The organism is Enterococcus avium, from assembly GCF_002891025.1.
GTDB lineage: Bacteria > Bacillota > Bacilli > Lactobacillales > Enterococcaceae > Enterococcus_A > Enterococcus_A avium.
The window spans coordinates 579413-594544 of the sequence record NZ_NBSL01000002.1 but is presented as its reverse complement, the minus strand read 5'-3'; the positions used below and the strand labels follow the sequence as shown (position 1 = coordinate 594544).

Here is a 15132-nt window from a genome sequence, read left to right as displayed (position 1 = left end):
TCTAGTGCTCCTTTACTAAATCATAAGCAAGAACTAACGGTTTGTCGCTATTAGGCATCGTGGCAAAGGTTGCTTGAATGTCAAAAAGATTCAATAATTTCTCTGCAGTAAAAATCTCCTTTGGTGTACCTTGAAAAATCAACTCACCATTTTTCATTCCTAACAAGTAATCGGAGAAACGCGAAGCATGATTCAAATCATGAATTGTCATTAAGATTGTTTTTCCCTGACGATTGATTCCTTGTAACAACTCCAATATTTCTAATTGATGAGCAGGGTCTAAAAAAGTAATGGGTTCATCCAAAATTAAAATATCCGTGTCTTGAGCTAAAGCCATAGCGATCCATACTCGTTGCTGCTGGCCACCAGATAACGTAATTAATGTCCGCTCTTTCAATTCTTGTAGATTCGTTGCCTCTATCGCCCAATTAATCAAATGATGATCCTGTTCTTTTAAGCCTGAAAAACCTTTCTGATATGGGAAACGACCATAGGCAACTATTTCTTCAACAGTCAGCCCGCTGATTTGTGTACTGGTTTGTGATAATGAAGCGATTTTTTGTGCGACTGTTTTGGTATCTAAACGTTGAATATTCTCACCGTCAATAAAAACTTCACCTTTGGCAGGCTCAAGAATTCGAGCTAAGGTTTTTAGTAAAGTCGATTTTCCACTACCATTTGGACCAATCAAACTAGTGATCTGACCTTTAGGGATTTCTACGGTAATATCGTTTACGACAATTTTTTTATCATACCCGATTGAAAGATCAGTGGTATTCAATTTTGTCATAGACTTTCCTCATTTCTCTGATAATCGTTCTCAATTATGAGCTTATTTGTTATCTACGTCAACTATCATTTAGAAAAAATTACGGTTGACACCCTTATGTCTTTCAGTAATAATAGCAATTGAGAATATTTCTCAATTAACTTCAAAGGAGTTTTTTTATGCTAAAAAAAATAATTTTAGGTACATTTTCTCTGCTGGCTTTAATCAGCTTAACTGCTTGTGGGCAAAGCAGTGAGAGTAAAGATAAAAACAATGACGTGCGAACGATGACCGATGCGCAAGATCATAAAGTGAAAATCCCTAATAAACCGAAACGTATCATTGCCTCCTATTTAGAGGATTACTTAGTGGCTCTAAACGAAAAACCGATTGCTCAGTGGACAGTCGGTGAAGGAAAAATTCAAAATTACTTACAAGATGAACTAAAAGATATTCCGACTATTAATTACGACTTACCCTATGAAGCTGTATTGAAATTTGAACCTGATCTGTTATTAATTGGAGCAAACGGGTCACTTGAAGGCGGAAAATACAAAGAGTATTCTAAGATTGCACCAACCTATGTTGTAAAAAATGGTGGGAACGTCACTTGGCGGGAGCAATTAGAAGATATCGGCAACGTTTTGGATAAAAAAGACCAAGCCAAAAAAGTGGAAAAAGACTATGATCAACTCATTGACCAAACTAAAAAGGATCTGAAAGAGCAAATCAACGGCAAGTCAGCTGCCGTATTATGGGTAACAAATAATTCAGCCTTCATGGTAGCGGATAATCGTTCAAGTGGGCAACTACTATATAAAGAACTTGGATTTGAAGTTCCTCAACTGACAAAAGATATCAGTAAAAAAGCAACGGCAGATTTTTCTCAAGTCTCTTTAGAAAGCCTGTCACAACTTGACGCGGATTATATTTTCTTAGTCAATAGCGATTCTGGTGCTGCGATGTTTAAAGATCCGTTATGGAGCAATATTCCAGCTGTCAAAAACAACCGACTATTTGAATTTGATGGAGAGTCAAGCTGGTTGTACAATGGTCCCATCGCTTATACAAAAATGGTGGAAAATATTCGAGATGTCTTAAAATAAAAATACCGTTCTGATCAAAGCTCATTCTATTTAGAAAGCGGCTCTTGATCAGACGGTATTTATTTTTTACTACGGCGAGTTCGTGTAGTGCTTTCTTCTACTCTGACTAAAAATTTTAAGCGATAAGGTTCATGGTATCGTATGCCCTCCTTAACAAAATCTCCACCGACGATAAATAATCCAATCGGTTTTAGTGGTTCGACATGTCGAATGGTTCCAATCGTTTCCAATTCACGATAATTTCTACCAATCTGTAACTGATATATCCCTGTATCGACTTGCTTAACATAATAATAGGGATACAATGTATTTTCGTCGATTAAAAATCCTTCTTCTTTAGAAAGATCTCGCGTTACAATCTCTTTTTTATCAATTAGTGATTGGATGTTTTCAGCGAGTTTTAATTGATAATCTTCATTGAAGTCAACTGAAATTTCTTTGGCCTGACCAAAAACTTTCTTATTTTTTCTAGGTTGTTCATTTTGAATATTGAAGGCATCATCCGGTAGATATTTAACAAAAAGCTGTGTAATATCTCCCTTCACATTTCTATCCAAAAAGTAATAAAAGAAATTCAAAACGAAGAAATACACTAAAACAATAAAGATTAACCCATAGAGTACTAATTGCAGATAGTTTTGATTAAGCCACAATCCATAAACAATTCGTAAAATATACACAGTTGGAATAATACTCAACAAAGTGTATGCTCGATTTGAGTACTTCGGACTGATATCTAAAAATCCTAAAAACTTATTTAGCCCATTAATAATATCTAAAAGTATCGTCATTGATTACCACCTGCTTCTGAACCAATTGGAGCATCAGCTGGCTGCTGTGTGGGCGTCGTCTGCGATGCCTCCGTTGAGGTTTGAGCTGTTACAGAGCTGCTTTCTGTTGAAGGTTGTGTATTTTCAACCTGATTGTTTCCAGCCGTGCTTTCTTGAATAGTATTATTAGCCTTCGACTCTTCAGTCGGTGTCACTTCATCGGCTGTACTTGTTTCATTGGTAATGCTATTTAGATCACGAGAAGAATCGGTCGTAGGATTCGTAGATTCTGTCGTCGAAGTTGTCGGTGTCGTTGCTTTAACCTGTCGATAACTCGAATTATTTAAAATTCCTGTAGTCGTCGCTATCAAGATTGACAGGGTCAGAAGAGCGATTGGCTTTAAAATCGGTGGAACTTTACGCATTGGATTCTTCCTTTCTATGTTTAGTTTATTTAATACTTAGTTTTAGCACTGGAAGGTTAGCTTTTGTTTAGGATTCTGTGAAGATTTCATGTAGATTTCTGAAAATGATTTGCGACTCTAACATTCTTTATAAATTACCCTTAGCTAAAATTTTTACTAAAAGCAGATAGACTCATCTTTACCTACGGATACAATTATACTGATAAAAACGTGTAACTTTAAAAACACAAAAAAGCCAGCAATCATAAGTGATCGCTGGCTTATTGATATGACTATTTTACTTCTTTATGCAAAGTAACCTTACGTTCGCGTGGGCAATATTTCATTTTTTCCAAACGATCTGGATTGTTACGTTTGTTTTTATTAGTTAGGTAGTTACGTTCTTTACAAGAAGTACATTCTAAAGTGATATTTACGCGCATGATTTTCCCTCCCCAGTTAAGATCAGTTTTCCAAGATATTTCTCAGACTTTGATATCATATCATGTTTTTATTTTCTTGACCAGTCTTTTTGTCAATTTTGTTAAGTAGTTCTACTTGACGTTTTTAAAGTTGGGCTTCAATATCTTTTGCAATATCTTCTGGCTTTGTTTGTGATGCATAGCGTTTTATTACGTTTCCCTCACGATCAATCAGGAATTTTGTAAAATTCCATTTGATAGCTTTGTTAAGTAAACCACCTTGCGCACTCTTTAGATAGCTATACAATGGGGCTTCATTTTCGCCGTTCACATCGATTTTTCCAAATGTTTCAAACGTCGTATGATAATTCATCTGACAAAAATCTGCGACTTCGGCATTGGTGCCAGGTGCTTGATTTCCAAATTGATTGCAAGGAAAATCCAGAATTTCAAAGCCGCTATCTTTATAATGGTCATACAAGTTTTGCAATCCTTCATATTGCGGTGTAAACCCGCATCCGGTTGCTGTATTAACGATCAATAAAACTTTTCCTTGATAATCCGCTAAAGATTTTTCTGTCCCATCCGTTTGTTTCACTTCAAAGTTATAAACTGTCATAGTGTCTACTCCCTTTCATACAAAGTCCATTTATCCTTTTTAGGAAAATACTTTTATGCTATATTTCTCTCAAAACTATGGTTAAGAATTCTCTCTACTCTTCTTTCACAAGAATAATAGAGAAAACTAAACAAATAAAGCTAAGGAGCAAAGCTCCCTAGCTTTATTGTACGCCATATGTGTCTGCAAATGCATTTATTATGTCTTTTGCAATTGCTTTATTTGTATCGTCATGCTCTTCGTCTAAGTTTGGCAGCATCACACTAATAGCTATTTGTGGTTTATCGTGGGGAGCATAGGCGACGATATTACTGTTAATCGTATTAACCGCCTGACCGTTGACCGATACAACTGTTTCGGCTGTTCCGGTTTTTGCCGCAGGATCAAGTTTTGCCGAAGCTAAGTCTCTAGCCGTTGTATAAGGATCACTTCCGTGTACTGCCTGATAAAAACCTTGCTTGATAATCCCCATTTGCTCTGCTGTGATATTCACTTGATCCAGTTTTTTGCCAGTAATCTCTTGCTGCAATTCTCCAAGACCACCGCTGTCATTATTTCCATAAATTCCCTTAACAACATGCGGAGCAATTCTAGTACCGCCATTCGCAACAGTGGACGCATATTGTGCTAATTGCATGGGTGTATACGTATCATACTGCCCAAATGACAGGTCAAGCAAGTTTCCGCCCCCAGGAGCATGATCCGTTCCAAAGTCTTCATTAACTAGCCCACGCGTTTCGTTTGGCAAATCAATTTGCGTCTTCACGCCCATCCCGTATTCTGCAAAAGCGTTACGTAATTTATCGTACATTTCTTTAGAAGAGGCGCTCTCTGGTAAGGACATTTCTTGTTGATATTGAACTCCTAGCATACGCAACACAATTTGCATCATATAAGCATTAGAGGACCATTCCAACGCTTTTACTGTATTCAATGGAATTTGATTTCCTAATACTTTATTATAAATCGACCCTTTTAGCGCTGTACCGGATAATTTAATCGGTTGATCAATTAATGTGTCATTTCCAGTAATGGCACCCGTCTGATAACCAGCGGTCACCGTACCGGCCTTCACCACAGAACCTGGTTCAAACGCGCTGGTGATTGTCCCTAATGTGTTTTCTTCTATCTCTTTGCTGTTCACATCATGTGTAAAGCCAGTCATAGCTAAAACTTCGCCTGTATTTGGGTTCATCGCTACAGCATAGGCCCCTGGAGAATACTTTGCAACACCACTATCAACTAAACCTTGATAATGCTTTTTCAGAATATCTTCGACTTTTTTCTGGAAGTCGCTATTAATAGTCAAAACGAGATTCGATCCCTTTTCACCTTTTTTTACTTCCTTTTGTTTTTCAATGTTTCCTTCACTGTTCAAGGTGACCTTGTATTCACCTTTCTTACCTTGAAGCTGCTCTTCATATTGCTTTTCTAGATAGCTCTTGCCGACACGGTCATTCCTTGCATAACCTTTTTTCAATAATTCGTCCGCTTCTTCGGCAGGCAGTCCTTCTTTTTCCGTTGTAATTTTCCCTAGGATACTTCTTAATGAACCATCTAAATCCTCATTATAAGAACGATCCCAGTCAGTACCTGTAGAGACTCCTGGCAAATCGGAGGCACGTTCAGCTACCACTGCCAACTCCTCGTCTGTCACACCATCATTTTTAATGAATACAGTGCTAAGCGCGGAGGCACTATTCATTCGTTTAAAGATCGTTGCAATTTTCAACTGGTCTTCGGTGAATTGAATTTCACTATCTTTAACTTTATCTACAAGTTTTTGGTATTCATTTGTATTATCAAGATTTTTTTCCTTAAAGGATAACCGATCCTCGGCTTCTTTTAAATGATCCTTATCCGCAAGCCAATAGTCCTTTTTGTCGCGGGTAGTTAGATTTTCATCAGCCGGTACATCGATTAACTTATCCAACTCAATCGCTAACTTGAGAATATCTGATGCTTCCATTTGATTACCACGGGTAAAGGTGATTGCTGGGTTAGCCTTATTATTAACTAACGCTGTTCCTTTAGCATCATAAATAACCCCACGTGGTGCATTTTCTTTCACAGTGATTGTGGTAGAAGCCTTCATTTCGGCTTTCATTTTATCGCCCTCAACAATTTGGAGATAACCTAGTCGTGTAACCAAAATAACGAATAAGCCGAAAATCACAAAAAATAGAAAATTCAACCTGAATGGAATATGACTCTTATTTTGATTACGGCCTTTTTCATCCGCAAGTTTTAATTTCTCAAAAAAATTCTTAAATGGATTCGTTAGTTTCATTCATCTGTTCCTTCCACTTTGACAGTTACTTGTCTTATTGTAGCCGAAAAAGTGTTTTTTCAAAAGGATTAATCGTGGTTCCTTTAATATAGTTTAAGAACTTCCGCTTACTTTACCTTGAAAACAGTAATGTGTTTCACGAGCATACAATTATTTTTTTAAACAAAAATTAATTTAGCTTAAAATATGGTTTTTCAGCTAATTACAAATCCTTCTTTTGTGAAACATTAAATTCAGCGATTTTCTGTGGAAAACTTTTAAAAATAAAAAAGCGTCTATTACGCATTTTCTTTAAAAAGTTTTCCACAAATGGTTCGTTCTCTCGTTTCCCATAAATTTGAGCTTATTCATTTATGATAAGACTATTTTTCCAATTTGAACCTAAGAAAAAACCGGTGGAGGAACCCACCGGCATTTTCTTAATTACGACTCATATTGTCAATGTCTGCTTTAATAGCATCTACGAACATATTCAAATCCTGTATCTCTTGTTCCTCACTACCATAGCGACGAACGTTAACTGTCGCATCATTGACTTCTTTGTCACCGATTACTAACAGATACGGAATTTTTTTAGTTTGTGCTTGACGAATCTTATAGCCAAGTTTTTCATTACGATCGTCAACTTCAACCCGGACACCCTCACGAACCAAACGATCTTTCACTTCATACGCATAATCGCCATGATGTTCTGGTGATACTGGCAGAATTGCTACTTGCTCTGGTGCTAACCAAGTTGGAAAAGCTCCTTTGTATTGTTCAATCAAGTAAGCAGTGAAGCGTTCCATTGTTGAAACAACACTACGATGAACAACGACTGGACGATGTTCTTTTCCATCTTCACCAATATAAGATAAATCAAAACGTTCTGGTAATAGGAAGTCAAATTGAATTGTCGATAATGTTTCTTCAGTCCCTAAAGCCGTTTGAACTTGCACGTCTAGTTTAGGACCATAGAAAGCTGCTTCGCCATCTGCTTCAAAATAATCAAAACCAGATTCATCCATAACTTCTTTCAATAGACGTTGAGAATTTTCCCACATCGCATCGTCATCAAAATATTTTTCAGTATTTTCAGGATCACGATAGCTTAAGCGGAAACGATAATCTTCAAAGCCAAAGTCTTTATAAACTTCCAAAATTAAGTCCAATGTACGACGGAATTCTTCTTTGATTTGATCCGGACGAACAAAAATATGCGCATCATTCATTGTCATTTCACGAACCCGTTGTAAACCAGACAACGCACCAGATTTTTCATAACGATGATCCATTCCTAGTTCAGCTAAACGAATTGGCAATTCACGGTATGAGTGAATATGATTTTTATAAATCATCATATGGTGTGGGCAGTTCATCGGACGAAGTACTAATGATTCCTCACCATCTCCCATGTCCATAATTGGGAACATGTCTTCTTTGTAATGATCCCAGTGACCAGAAGTTTTGTATAGACCAGTATCGGCTAATACAGGAGTATAAACATGTTCATAGCCCATTGAGATTTCTTTATCAACGATATAACGTTCGATGATTCGACGAATTGTTGCGCCTTTTGGCAACCAGAATGGCAAGCCTGAGCCTACTTCTTGCGAGATCATAAATAAATCTAATTCTTTACCTAGTTTACGGTGATCACGTTCTTTGGCTTCTTCACGCATTTTTAAGAAATGATCAAGATCTGCTTGTTTGAAGAATGCTGTTCCGTAAACCCGTTGCATCATTTTATTATCGGAGTTTCCTCGCCAATACGCACCAGCCACTGATAATAATTTGAAAATCTTGATTTTACCTGTTGAAGGCACATGTGGCCCGCGACATAAATCAGTGAATTCACCTTGAGAATACGCCGTGATAACTTCATCTTCTGGCAAATCTGTGATCAATTCTACTTTATATGGATCATAACTGAAGAAATCTAACGCTTCCTGACGACTCATTACTTTGCGTTCAATCGGCAGATTTTCTTTTATGATCTTCTTCATTTCTTTTTCAATTGCAGGGAAATCCTCTTCGCTGATTTGTTCTCCATCACCGTTGTCAGTATCATAATAAAACCCTGAATCAATCGCCGGACCTACACCAAAGTGCATATTTGGAAATAAACGGCGAATTGCTTGTGCCATTAAATGCGCGCTTGAATGACGAACTAGTGGTAGTGCTTCTTCATCTTGTTCAGTCACGATTTTTAATTCCGCATCTTCTTCGATTGCTCGGTTTAAATCTTCCAACTCACCGTTTACAACAACCGCTAATGCTTTTTTTGCCAATGAACTAGAAATGCTTTTTGCGATTTCTAAGCCAGTAATACCGTTGTCAAACTCTTTTACTGATCCGTCTGGAAATGAAATTTTTACCATCCTATGTTCCCCCTTATTCGTTTTGATTGATAAAAAAAGTCCTAGTACCGAAATCGGTACTAGGACGAATTAACGTGGTTCCACCTAATCTTTGGACAGATTTCCTGTCCCTCGCAAGCGATAACGGCGCTGTCCGCTCCTGCATTTAACAAGAGTCTTCTGAAAGTGGTCATCCCTTGCGCTTGTCTGGAAAAAGTTTCAGCCGAGCTTTTCCTCTCTGTTAAACAGCCTTCAAGTTCAGGTGTCTTTCTTCATCAATCAATTACAAAGTCATTATAAACACTTATTGGATTGAAATGCAAGTATAAATAGGAAATCTTATTTCCATTTACCACCTTGTGCATATTTGCCCTTTTGCATCTCATTAATGATAACATGAATATTTTCTTTTGGCGCTCCTGCTGTTCTTGAAACTGCCTCAGTTACTTCCTCCACCATTTTAGTCAATTGCTCTTCTGTTCTTCCTTCAATTAACTCGATGTGCACGAATGGCATAATAAATCGCTCCTTTAACATTTGTTTTTATCGCCTTATTTTATCATATTTCATCTAAAAACATGGTGCTACAGATTACCTTTTGCTAACTTAAGGAAATAATTGCAGATGATTAACGAATCAGAGCTTATTTTTTATACATAGAAAAATTTTTAAATTAGCAAAAAAGCTTCTAATTTAACCACCCTGAGCAGATTCACGACAACTATTTCAGCCATTCTTCAAAAAAATCAAGCATCTGTCTCTTCAGTAAGTCAAATTACTATTGATAGCCCTTTCTTCGTGTTAAAGTATCAGCATAAGAATGGAGGAAAAATCATGGATATTTACTTGCATTTCAAAGATCAAGCTGCTGAAGTAATCGCCTTTTATGAAAAAGTTTTCGAAACAGAGCCAGCTCAAATTATGACTTTTGGGCAGATGCCCCAAGATGACGAGCATCCGATTGATGATGGTCTCAAAGATTTAGTGATGAACTCCAATTTAAAAATTAATGACACGAATGTTATGATCTCAGACAGTCCTGAAAATTTGGCACCTCCAATAATTGTGGGGAACAACGTGGCCTTAGTATATAATGCGAAAACAACAGAAGAAGCTACAGATATTTTTCAGCAATTAGCAGAGAATGGTACTATATTGCTCCCGCTTGAAAAAACCTTTTGGGCAGAATTATATGGAATGGTTAAAGATCAATATGGTGTAATTTGGCACATCAATCTTTATTAAAAAGAGGAGGAAATTCCATGGAACAGCAATTTGGCTGTTGTCTCTGGTTTAACGGACATCTTAGTGAAGCTGCTGACTTTTATTCGTCCACCTTTGAAGATAGTAGGATTGTGAATCAAACACATTTTATTACAGATGAGCACGGTGAAATTGGTGACTTATTAACGATTACTTTAGAATTAGCCGGCTGCGAATTTCTTTTATTGAATGGAGGGGATGATTTCTCCCCGTCACCTGCAATCTCCTATGTTGTTAATTGTGAAAACGAAGAACAACTTCTTAATGTTTGGAAACAATTAAATCATGACGGTGAAACATTAATGCCACTGACAGATTATCCTGAGCTTGGCAAATTTGGCTGGACAAATGATCGCTATGGTTTTTCCTGGCAGGTCCGTTTGGGAGAAAACTTGCAAACAATCATCCCTTGTATCATGTTTGCCAACAACAATTATGGCTTGGCTCAAGCCGCAATTGATGAATGGATCGCCATCTTTGGTGGAAAACAGACTTTTGTCATCAAAGGAAAAGAAGACCGTCTGCGCGCTTCAGGATTTCAATTACGCGGTCACGATCTGATTATTATGGATAGCCCAGAAAAGCATACTTTTACTTTTACGATGGCAAATTCTTTTTACTTCTATTTTAAGGATCAAACGGATATTGATAAGGTATGGGAGGCTCTTACGTATGATGGCAAGGAATGGCCTTGCGGCTGGATGGAAGATCGATACGGAGTCTTTTGGCAAACACTCAATAAGGATCTGCTAAATTGGACCAATAGTTCGGATTCCGAAAAAGCTCGTCACGCGACGCAAGAAATGTACAAAATGAAAAAAATTAATCTTGCACAAATTAAGCAGGCTTTTGATGGAACTAATTGACTACCTATAAAGAAGTTTAGGTAAAATACCTAGTAAAACGAACACTTATGAGCTTTCATATTGAAGTGACCCCCAAATGTTAGACTTTTTTCGGAGTAGAGAAATCTACTCCGTTTTTTGTTTCTTAAGCTAAGCGATTATGCCGCCTTCTGTGCTGTTTCTCGAAACTGAACAGGGCTTTTCCAGTTCAATTTCTGTTTCATCCGGTGATTGTTGTAGTAATAGATAAAATCATCAATCGCCGTTTTTAGTTCATCAAAACTGTGATAGGTTTCTCCATGAAAAATTTCTTGTTTTAGAAGACTGAAGAAATTCTCCATGATGGAATTATCTAAACAATTTCCTTTTCGAGACATACTTTGAAAAATTTTCTGTTTCTTTAGTTTTCGACGGTAGGCTTTCATCTGATAGGCCCAGCCTTGATCCGAGTGGAAAGTGCGACGATACGGGCAATCATTCGTGATCGCTATGGCTTCTTCTAAGCCTTCCATGATTGCCAAGGCATTTGGCTTTTCCGAGATGCGGTACGAAAGAATCTCGCTATTATACATATCCATAAACGGGTCCAGATATAACTTTCTCTGACGGATCACGCCTTTGGTGTCCACTTCAAGATATTTGAACTCTGTTGTATCTGTCGTAATTTTTTGGTGACAAATAGTCGTATAAAAGTGACGACGAATCCGGTGTTTCGCCACTTTCCCGACTTTTCCTCGGTAAGAACTGTAGCGCCGTGATTTCCGCGTGTATGAACGCACTTCGATTCCTAGTTTTCGAATCAAACGTTGGACTTTCTTTTTATTAACATGGAATCCACGATTCTTTAGTTCGTTCGTCATTCGTAAACAGCCATAATTTTTATGTTCTTTACGAATACGAAGCATTTCGGCTTCAATTTCTTGATCAGGGTTTTCTCTGTCAAATCGTTTTTGCCAGTACATAAACGTTGCTTTAGGAAAGTCCAAGGTCTCAAGAAGCTCAACTAATTTGAAGGATCCTCGGAGGCTGTGGATGATTCGTGCGATTGATTCGTTCGTCTTTGTTGGGCTTCCTGATTTCGCAGCTTCCTCAGTTCTTTTAAAAAGGCATTTTCTATCTGAAGTGAACGGACTTGTTTTTCTAATTCTTTAATACGGTCGCGTTCTTCCGATGTTACTTTAACAAAATCTTTCTTTGGCTTTTCTTTTTTCTTAGGCACGGTAGGTGGACGTCCTTTCGGTTTTGAGAGTCCCTTGATACCATCATCTCGAAAACTCCGCATCCAACTGGCAATCAGAGCATGATTCCTCATACCGAGTCTATTGGCAACTTCACGATAGGACAACTCACTCGTTTGATATAACTCTATCGCATCCATCTTGAATTGAACAGAGTAAGTATTATCATAATGTTTTCGAAAGAGTCCTTCCTCACCAAATTGTTGATAGGAATTAATCCAGCTTCTTACTTGATCCGCGTTCTTAACTCCATACTTTTTCGCTAGATAGCGATAGCCACCTTTTCCATCTAAATAATCTTGAACAACTTTCAGCTTGATTTCAAAGCCATATTCAGTCATAAAAATACCGACCTCCAAAAAGTTAGATTTTTGGTCTAACTTTTGGGGGTCGGTTCATATTTTAAAGCCCTTAGGTGTTCGTTTTTTATTAAAAGTCCTTCGTTTTAGAATTTCTTTGACCAAATAATTGAACAGTTCAATTTTCTTTGTCATTTTGCATTCCTCTAATCATCTAACAGCCTCACATTTGTCTGTTTCTCGACCTCTCTTGTTTATCTATATATTTCTTCCACTTCTCTCTAAAATTCAATGTTTTTCACGTTTAACATCAACTATTCAAATTATAAAGTTACTAATTCCATCTCCTGCTAGTCAAAACGAGCTCTTTGCTTCTCTTTGACCTTATATGCTATACTATTATGCTGTTATAAACAGCTAATGGAAAAACAAAGGGGGATGCTCAATGAACGCAAGAGAGTACGAACAAGAGCACGTCCAACAGACAAGCGCTTTGATCCAACAAGAAATAGTTTTTTTGGACAGCCAAAAGAAAAAAACAAAAGAAAAATTTGATACTGATATGTTAGAAAATGCCGGACAAAGAATCCAAGGTGGTTCTTTTGAAGCTTTGGCTGAAACAATGGCCGATACTCGGCAGCATGAAGCAGAACTACTTGTACGCTACCAATCTTTAGCCTCTCAGGAAAAACGGCAACGAGCTTTAAGATTGATGTTGGAAAATCCTTATTTTGCACGAATCGATTTTAAAGAAGATCAAGAAGCTGAGACGCTTTATTTAGGAATCGCTTCTTTACGGGACCTCCAAGAAGAAACCGTAGTAATTGATTGGCGAGCACCGATTGCTAACCTTTATTATGAGGGGACATTGGGACAAACTCAGTATGAAGCTCATGATGCTATCATCCCGATTGAGTTATTGTTAAAGCGCCAGTTTAAAATCCGTGAAGGTCACATACTATCAATGGTAGATACATCAGAAGCAATCAATGATGATTTTCTATTGGAAATTTTGGACGAAGCCTCTTCTAATCATATGAAGAATATCGTAGCTACGATTCAACGTTCGCAAAATGAAATAATTCGAGATACGAGAAGCAAAGTTTTAGTAGTAGAGGGAATCGCCGGAAGCGGAAAGACCTCCGCATTACTCCAGCGTGTTGCTTACCTGCTGTACCACAATCGTAAGTGGTTAGATAATGAGCAGGTCTTATTATTTTCTCCTAATCATATTTTTTCTGATTACATCTCAACAGTCCTACCTTCACTTGGTGAGAGTGGTATTCCGACTGAAACATTTAAAACCTTTTTAAGCGCCCTACTTCCGTCCTATCAAATTCATACAGAAGAAAGCCATGAGGAAGTTTTTCTTTCTGGACAAGATGACCGAGTATTGCGAACGAAGAGTAGTTTTGCGATTGTTCAGGAATTGTACAAGTATGTCGATCGTATTACTGAGTTTGGTCCACTCTTTCGTGATCTTAAGTTGAATCAGGAAGTATTAATTTCTAAGAAGCAAATTCGCAATTGGTATCAAGAAGCTAATCTAGAGCTTCCAATGTATCAACGGATGCAATTATTGCAAACCAAGCTTTTGAAAAAAATTGGTGGCTTAGAAAAAGACGAAATGAAAAAAGATTGGGTTAAAAAGGCTGCAGATGAGTTGGTTGAAGCTGTATTTGTTAACAACCCTAATATGGAAGATTCAGAAAAGGCTGAACGCCGCCTACGCCGACAAATGGCACAAAAAATTGTACGTAAAAAAATGCGTCCGATCCGTAGAATGATTAATCGATTTGGATTTATTAATTACGCCAAACAATATCTGCATTTCTTACAGAGCATTCCAAACCAGCTCTTAACTCGCTATCAATTGACTGATGAAAATTGGAAAGATATGCTCGAGGCACTTCGAACCGATTTTAAACAAAAAGATATTAGTTTAGAGGATGGTACGTTGATGTTTCTTTTGATGAAATCCATTCATCCATTAGATGTGAAACAAAAAGCCCGCTTCATCTTTATCGATGAAATGCAGGATTTCTCACCTGCACAAGTGGCGTTATTGCGTCACCTATATCCGAAGGCGACGTATACCTTATGCGGCGACTTAAATCAAAAAGTTTTTGGAAATGAAAGTATGGTTCATTCATTAGAGGAGATTTTTCCAGAACAATCACTGACTCATTTTGAATTAACTACAAGTTACCGTTCAACAGAAGAAATCACCAACTTCGCCAATCAGTTTTTAACGCAAGAAAATCGCGTGGAACTAACTGCTCGTATTGGTAACCTGCCACAAGTCTATTATGCTAATGAATCTAGCCAAATGATTGAAGGCTTGATTCATCAAATTGAAGAAACAGCTGAAATGGCGAAATATTGGCGAACGGCTATTATTGCCAAAACAGTAGAAGAATGTCAGGCATTGTATAATCAACTGACTACAGCTCAAAAAGAATACGTGCAACTATTGACTGATGAAGAAGACTTCATGAAGAAAAGTCTGATTATCATTCCTACTTATTTAGCAAAAGGATTAGAATTTGATCGTGTTTATGCGTGGAATATCTCGCCAGAAAATTATCATACTGAACAAGACAAATTAATTCTCTATACTGTCTGCACACGCGCGATGCATGAATTGAATTTATTAGTTATTGGGAAAAGAAGTCCTTTATTGGAAATGATTCCAGAAAATTTATATAAAGAACAATCTCTACTATAAAAAAAGGCCAGAAAGAAAAATGATTCTTTCTGGCCTTTTT

The 15132-nt window shown here is 37.4% G+C and carries 13 protein-coding genes; 4 read left to right on the top strand and 9 right to left on the bottom strand.

The annotated features are described in order from the left end of the window. Position 1: 1 nt before the first annotated feature. Entirely contained in the window at positions 2-790 is a 789-nt protein-coding gene (locus AUF14_RS03010; RefSeq protein ID WP_016180674.1) for an ABC transporter ATP-binding protein, read from the bottom strand. A gap of 158 nt (positions 791-948) precedes the next feature. Here AUF14_RS03010 and AUF14_RS03005 point away from each other — a divergent pair, with 158 nt between their 5' ends. Then, a complete protein-coding gene (locus AUF14_RS03005) occupies positions 949-1875 on the top strand; it encodes an ABC transporter substrate-binding protein (protein ID WP_016180673.1) in 927 nt (308 codons plus the stop codon). 59 nt (positions 1876-1934) lie between these two features. On the opposite strand, the gene AUF14_RS03000 is transcribed toward AUF14_RS03005, so the two are convergent. From AUF14_RS03000 to AUF14_RS02965, 7 genes are all read right to left on the bottom strand, one after another. After that, positions 1935-2666 (bottom strand): DUF6681 family protein, encoded by a 732-nt coding sequence (locus tag AUF14_RS03000; RefSeq protein ID WP_016180672.1) that lies wholly within the window; start codon positions 2664-2666, stop codon positions 1935-1937. Further along, the gene (locus AUF14_RS02995; protein WP_016180671.1) at positions 2663-3070 is read right to left on the bottom strand and encodes a hypothetical protein; all 408 of its coding nucleotides are present in this window, start codon (positions 3068-3070) and stop codon (positions 2663-2665) included. Before AUF14_RS02995 ends, AUF14_RS03000 begins: the two co-directional genes overlap by 4 nt. A 272-nt stretch (positions 3071-3342) precedes the next feature. Then, positions 3343-3492 carry a 50S ribosomal protein L33 gene (gene rpmG / locus AUF14_RS02990; protein ID WP_010740369.1) on the bottom strand — a complete coding sequence of 50 codons (150 nt, stop codon included), beginning with the start codon at positions 3490-3492 and terminating at the stop codon, positions 3343-3345. A 124-nt stretch (positions 3493-3616) separates the two neighbouring features. Then, entirely contained in the window at positions 3617-4090 is a 474-nt protein-coding gene (locus AUF14_RS02985) for a glutathione peroxidase (RefSeq protein ID WP_016180670.1), read from the bottom strand. Positions 4091-4253: 163 nt separating this feature from the next. After that, entirely contained in the window at positions 4254-6380 is a 2127-nt protein-coding gene (locus AUF14_RS02980) for a penicillin-binding transpeptidase domain-containing protein (protein ID WP_016180669.1), read from the bottom strand. A gap of 419 nt (positions 6381-6799) precedes the next feature. Next, positions 6800-8740 (bottom strand): threonine--tRNA ligase, encoded by a 1941-nt coding sequence (gene thrS, locus AUF14_RS02975; protein WP_016180668.1) that lies wholly within the window; start codon positions 8738-8740, stop codon positions 6800-6802. 318 nt (positions 8741-9058) lie between these two features. Beyond that, positions 9059-9235: a 2-hydroxymuconate tautomerase gene (locus tag AUF14_RS02965; RefSeq protein ID WP_016180667.1), complete on the bottom strand. Its 177-nt coding sequence runs from the start codon at positions 9233-9235 to the stop codon at positions 9059-9061. Positions 9236-9553: 318 nt separating this feature from the next. Here AUF14_RS02965 and AUF14_RS02960 point away from each other — a divergent pair, with 318 nt between their 5' ends. Beyond that, a complete protein-coding gene (locus AUF14_RS02960) occupies positions 9554-9964 on the top strand; it encodes a VOC family protein (RefSeq protein WP_016180666.1) in 411 nt (136 codons plus the stop codon). Positions 9965-9981: 17 nt separating this feature from the next. Beyond that, entirely contained in the window at positions 9982-10848 is an 867-nt protein-coding gene (locus tag AUF14_RS02955) for a VOC family protein (RefSeq protein WP_016180665.1), read from the top strand. A gap of 137 nt (positions 10849-10985) precedes the next feature. On the opposite strand, the gene AUF14_RS02950 is transcribed toward AUF14_RS02955, so the two are convergent. Next, positions 10986-12406, bottom strand: a protein-coding gene (locus AUF14_RS02950; protein ID WP_225844249.1) for an IS3 family transposase whose coding sequence is annotated in 2 segments (ribosomal slippage) — positions 10986-11929 and positions 11929-12406 — 1422 coding nt in all. Because the reading frame shifts where the segments join, the coding sequence is not laid out codon by codon here. 403 nt (positions 12407-12809) lie between these two features. Here AUF14_RS02950 and helD point away from each other — a divergent pair. Further along, entirely contained in the window at positions 12810-15092 is a 2283-nt protein-coding gene (gene helD / locus AUF14_RS02945; RefSeq protein WP_016180662.1) for an RNA polymerase recycling motor HelD, read from the top strand. Positions 15093-15132 lie beyond the last annotated feature (40 nt).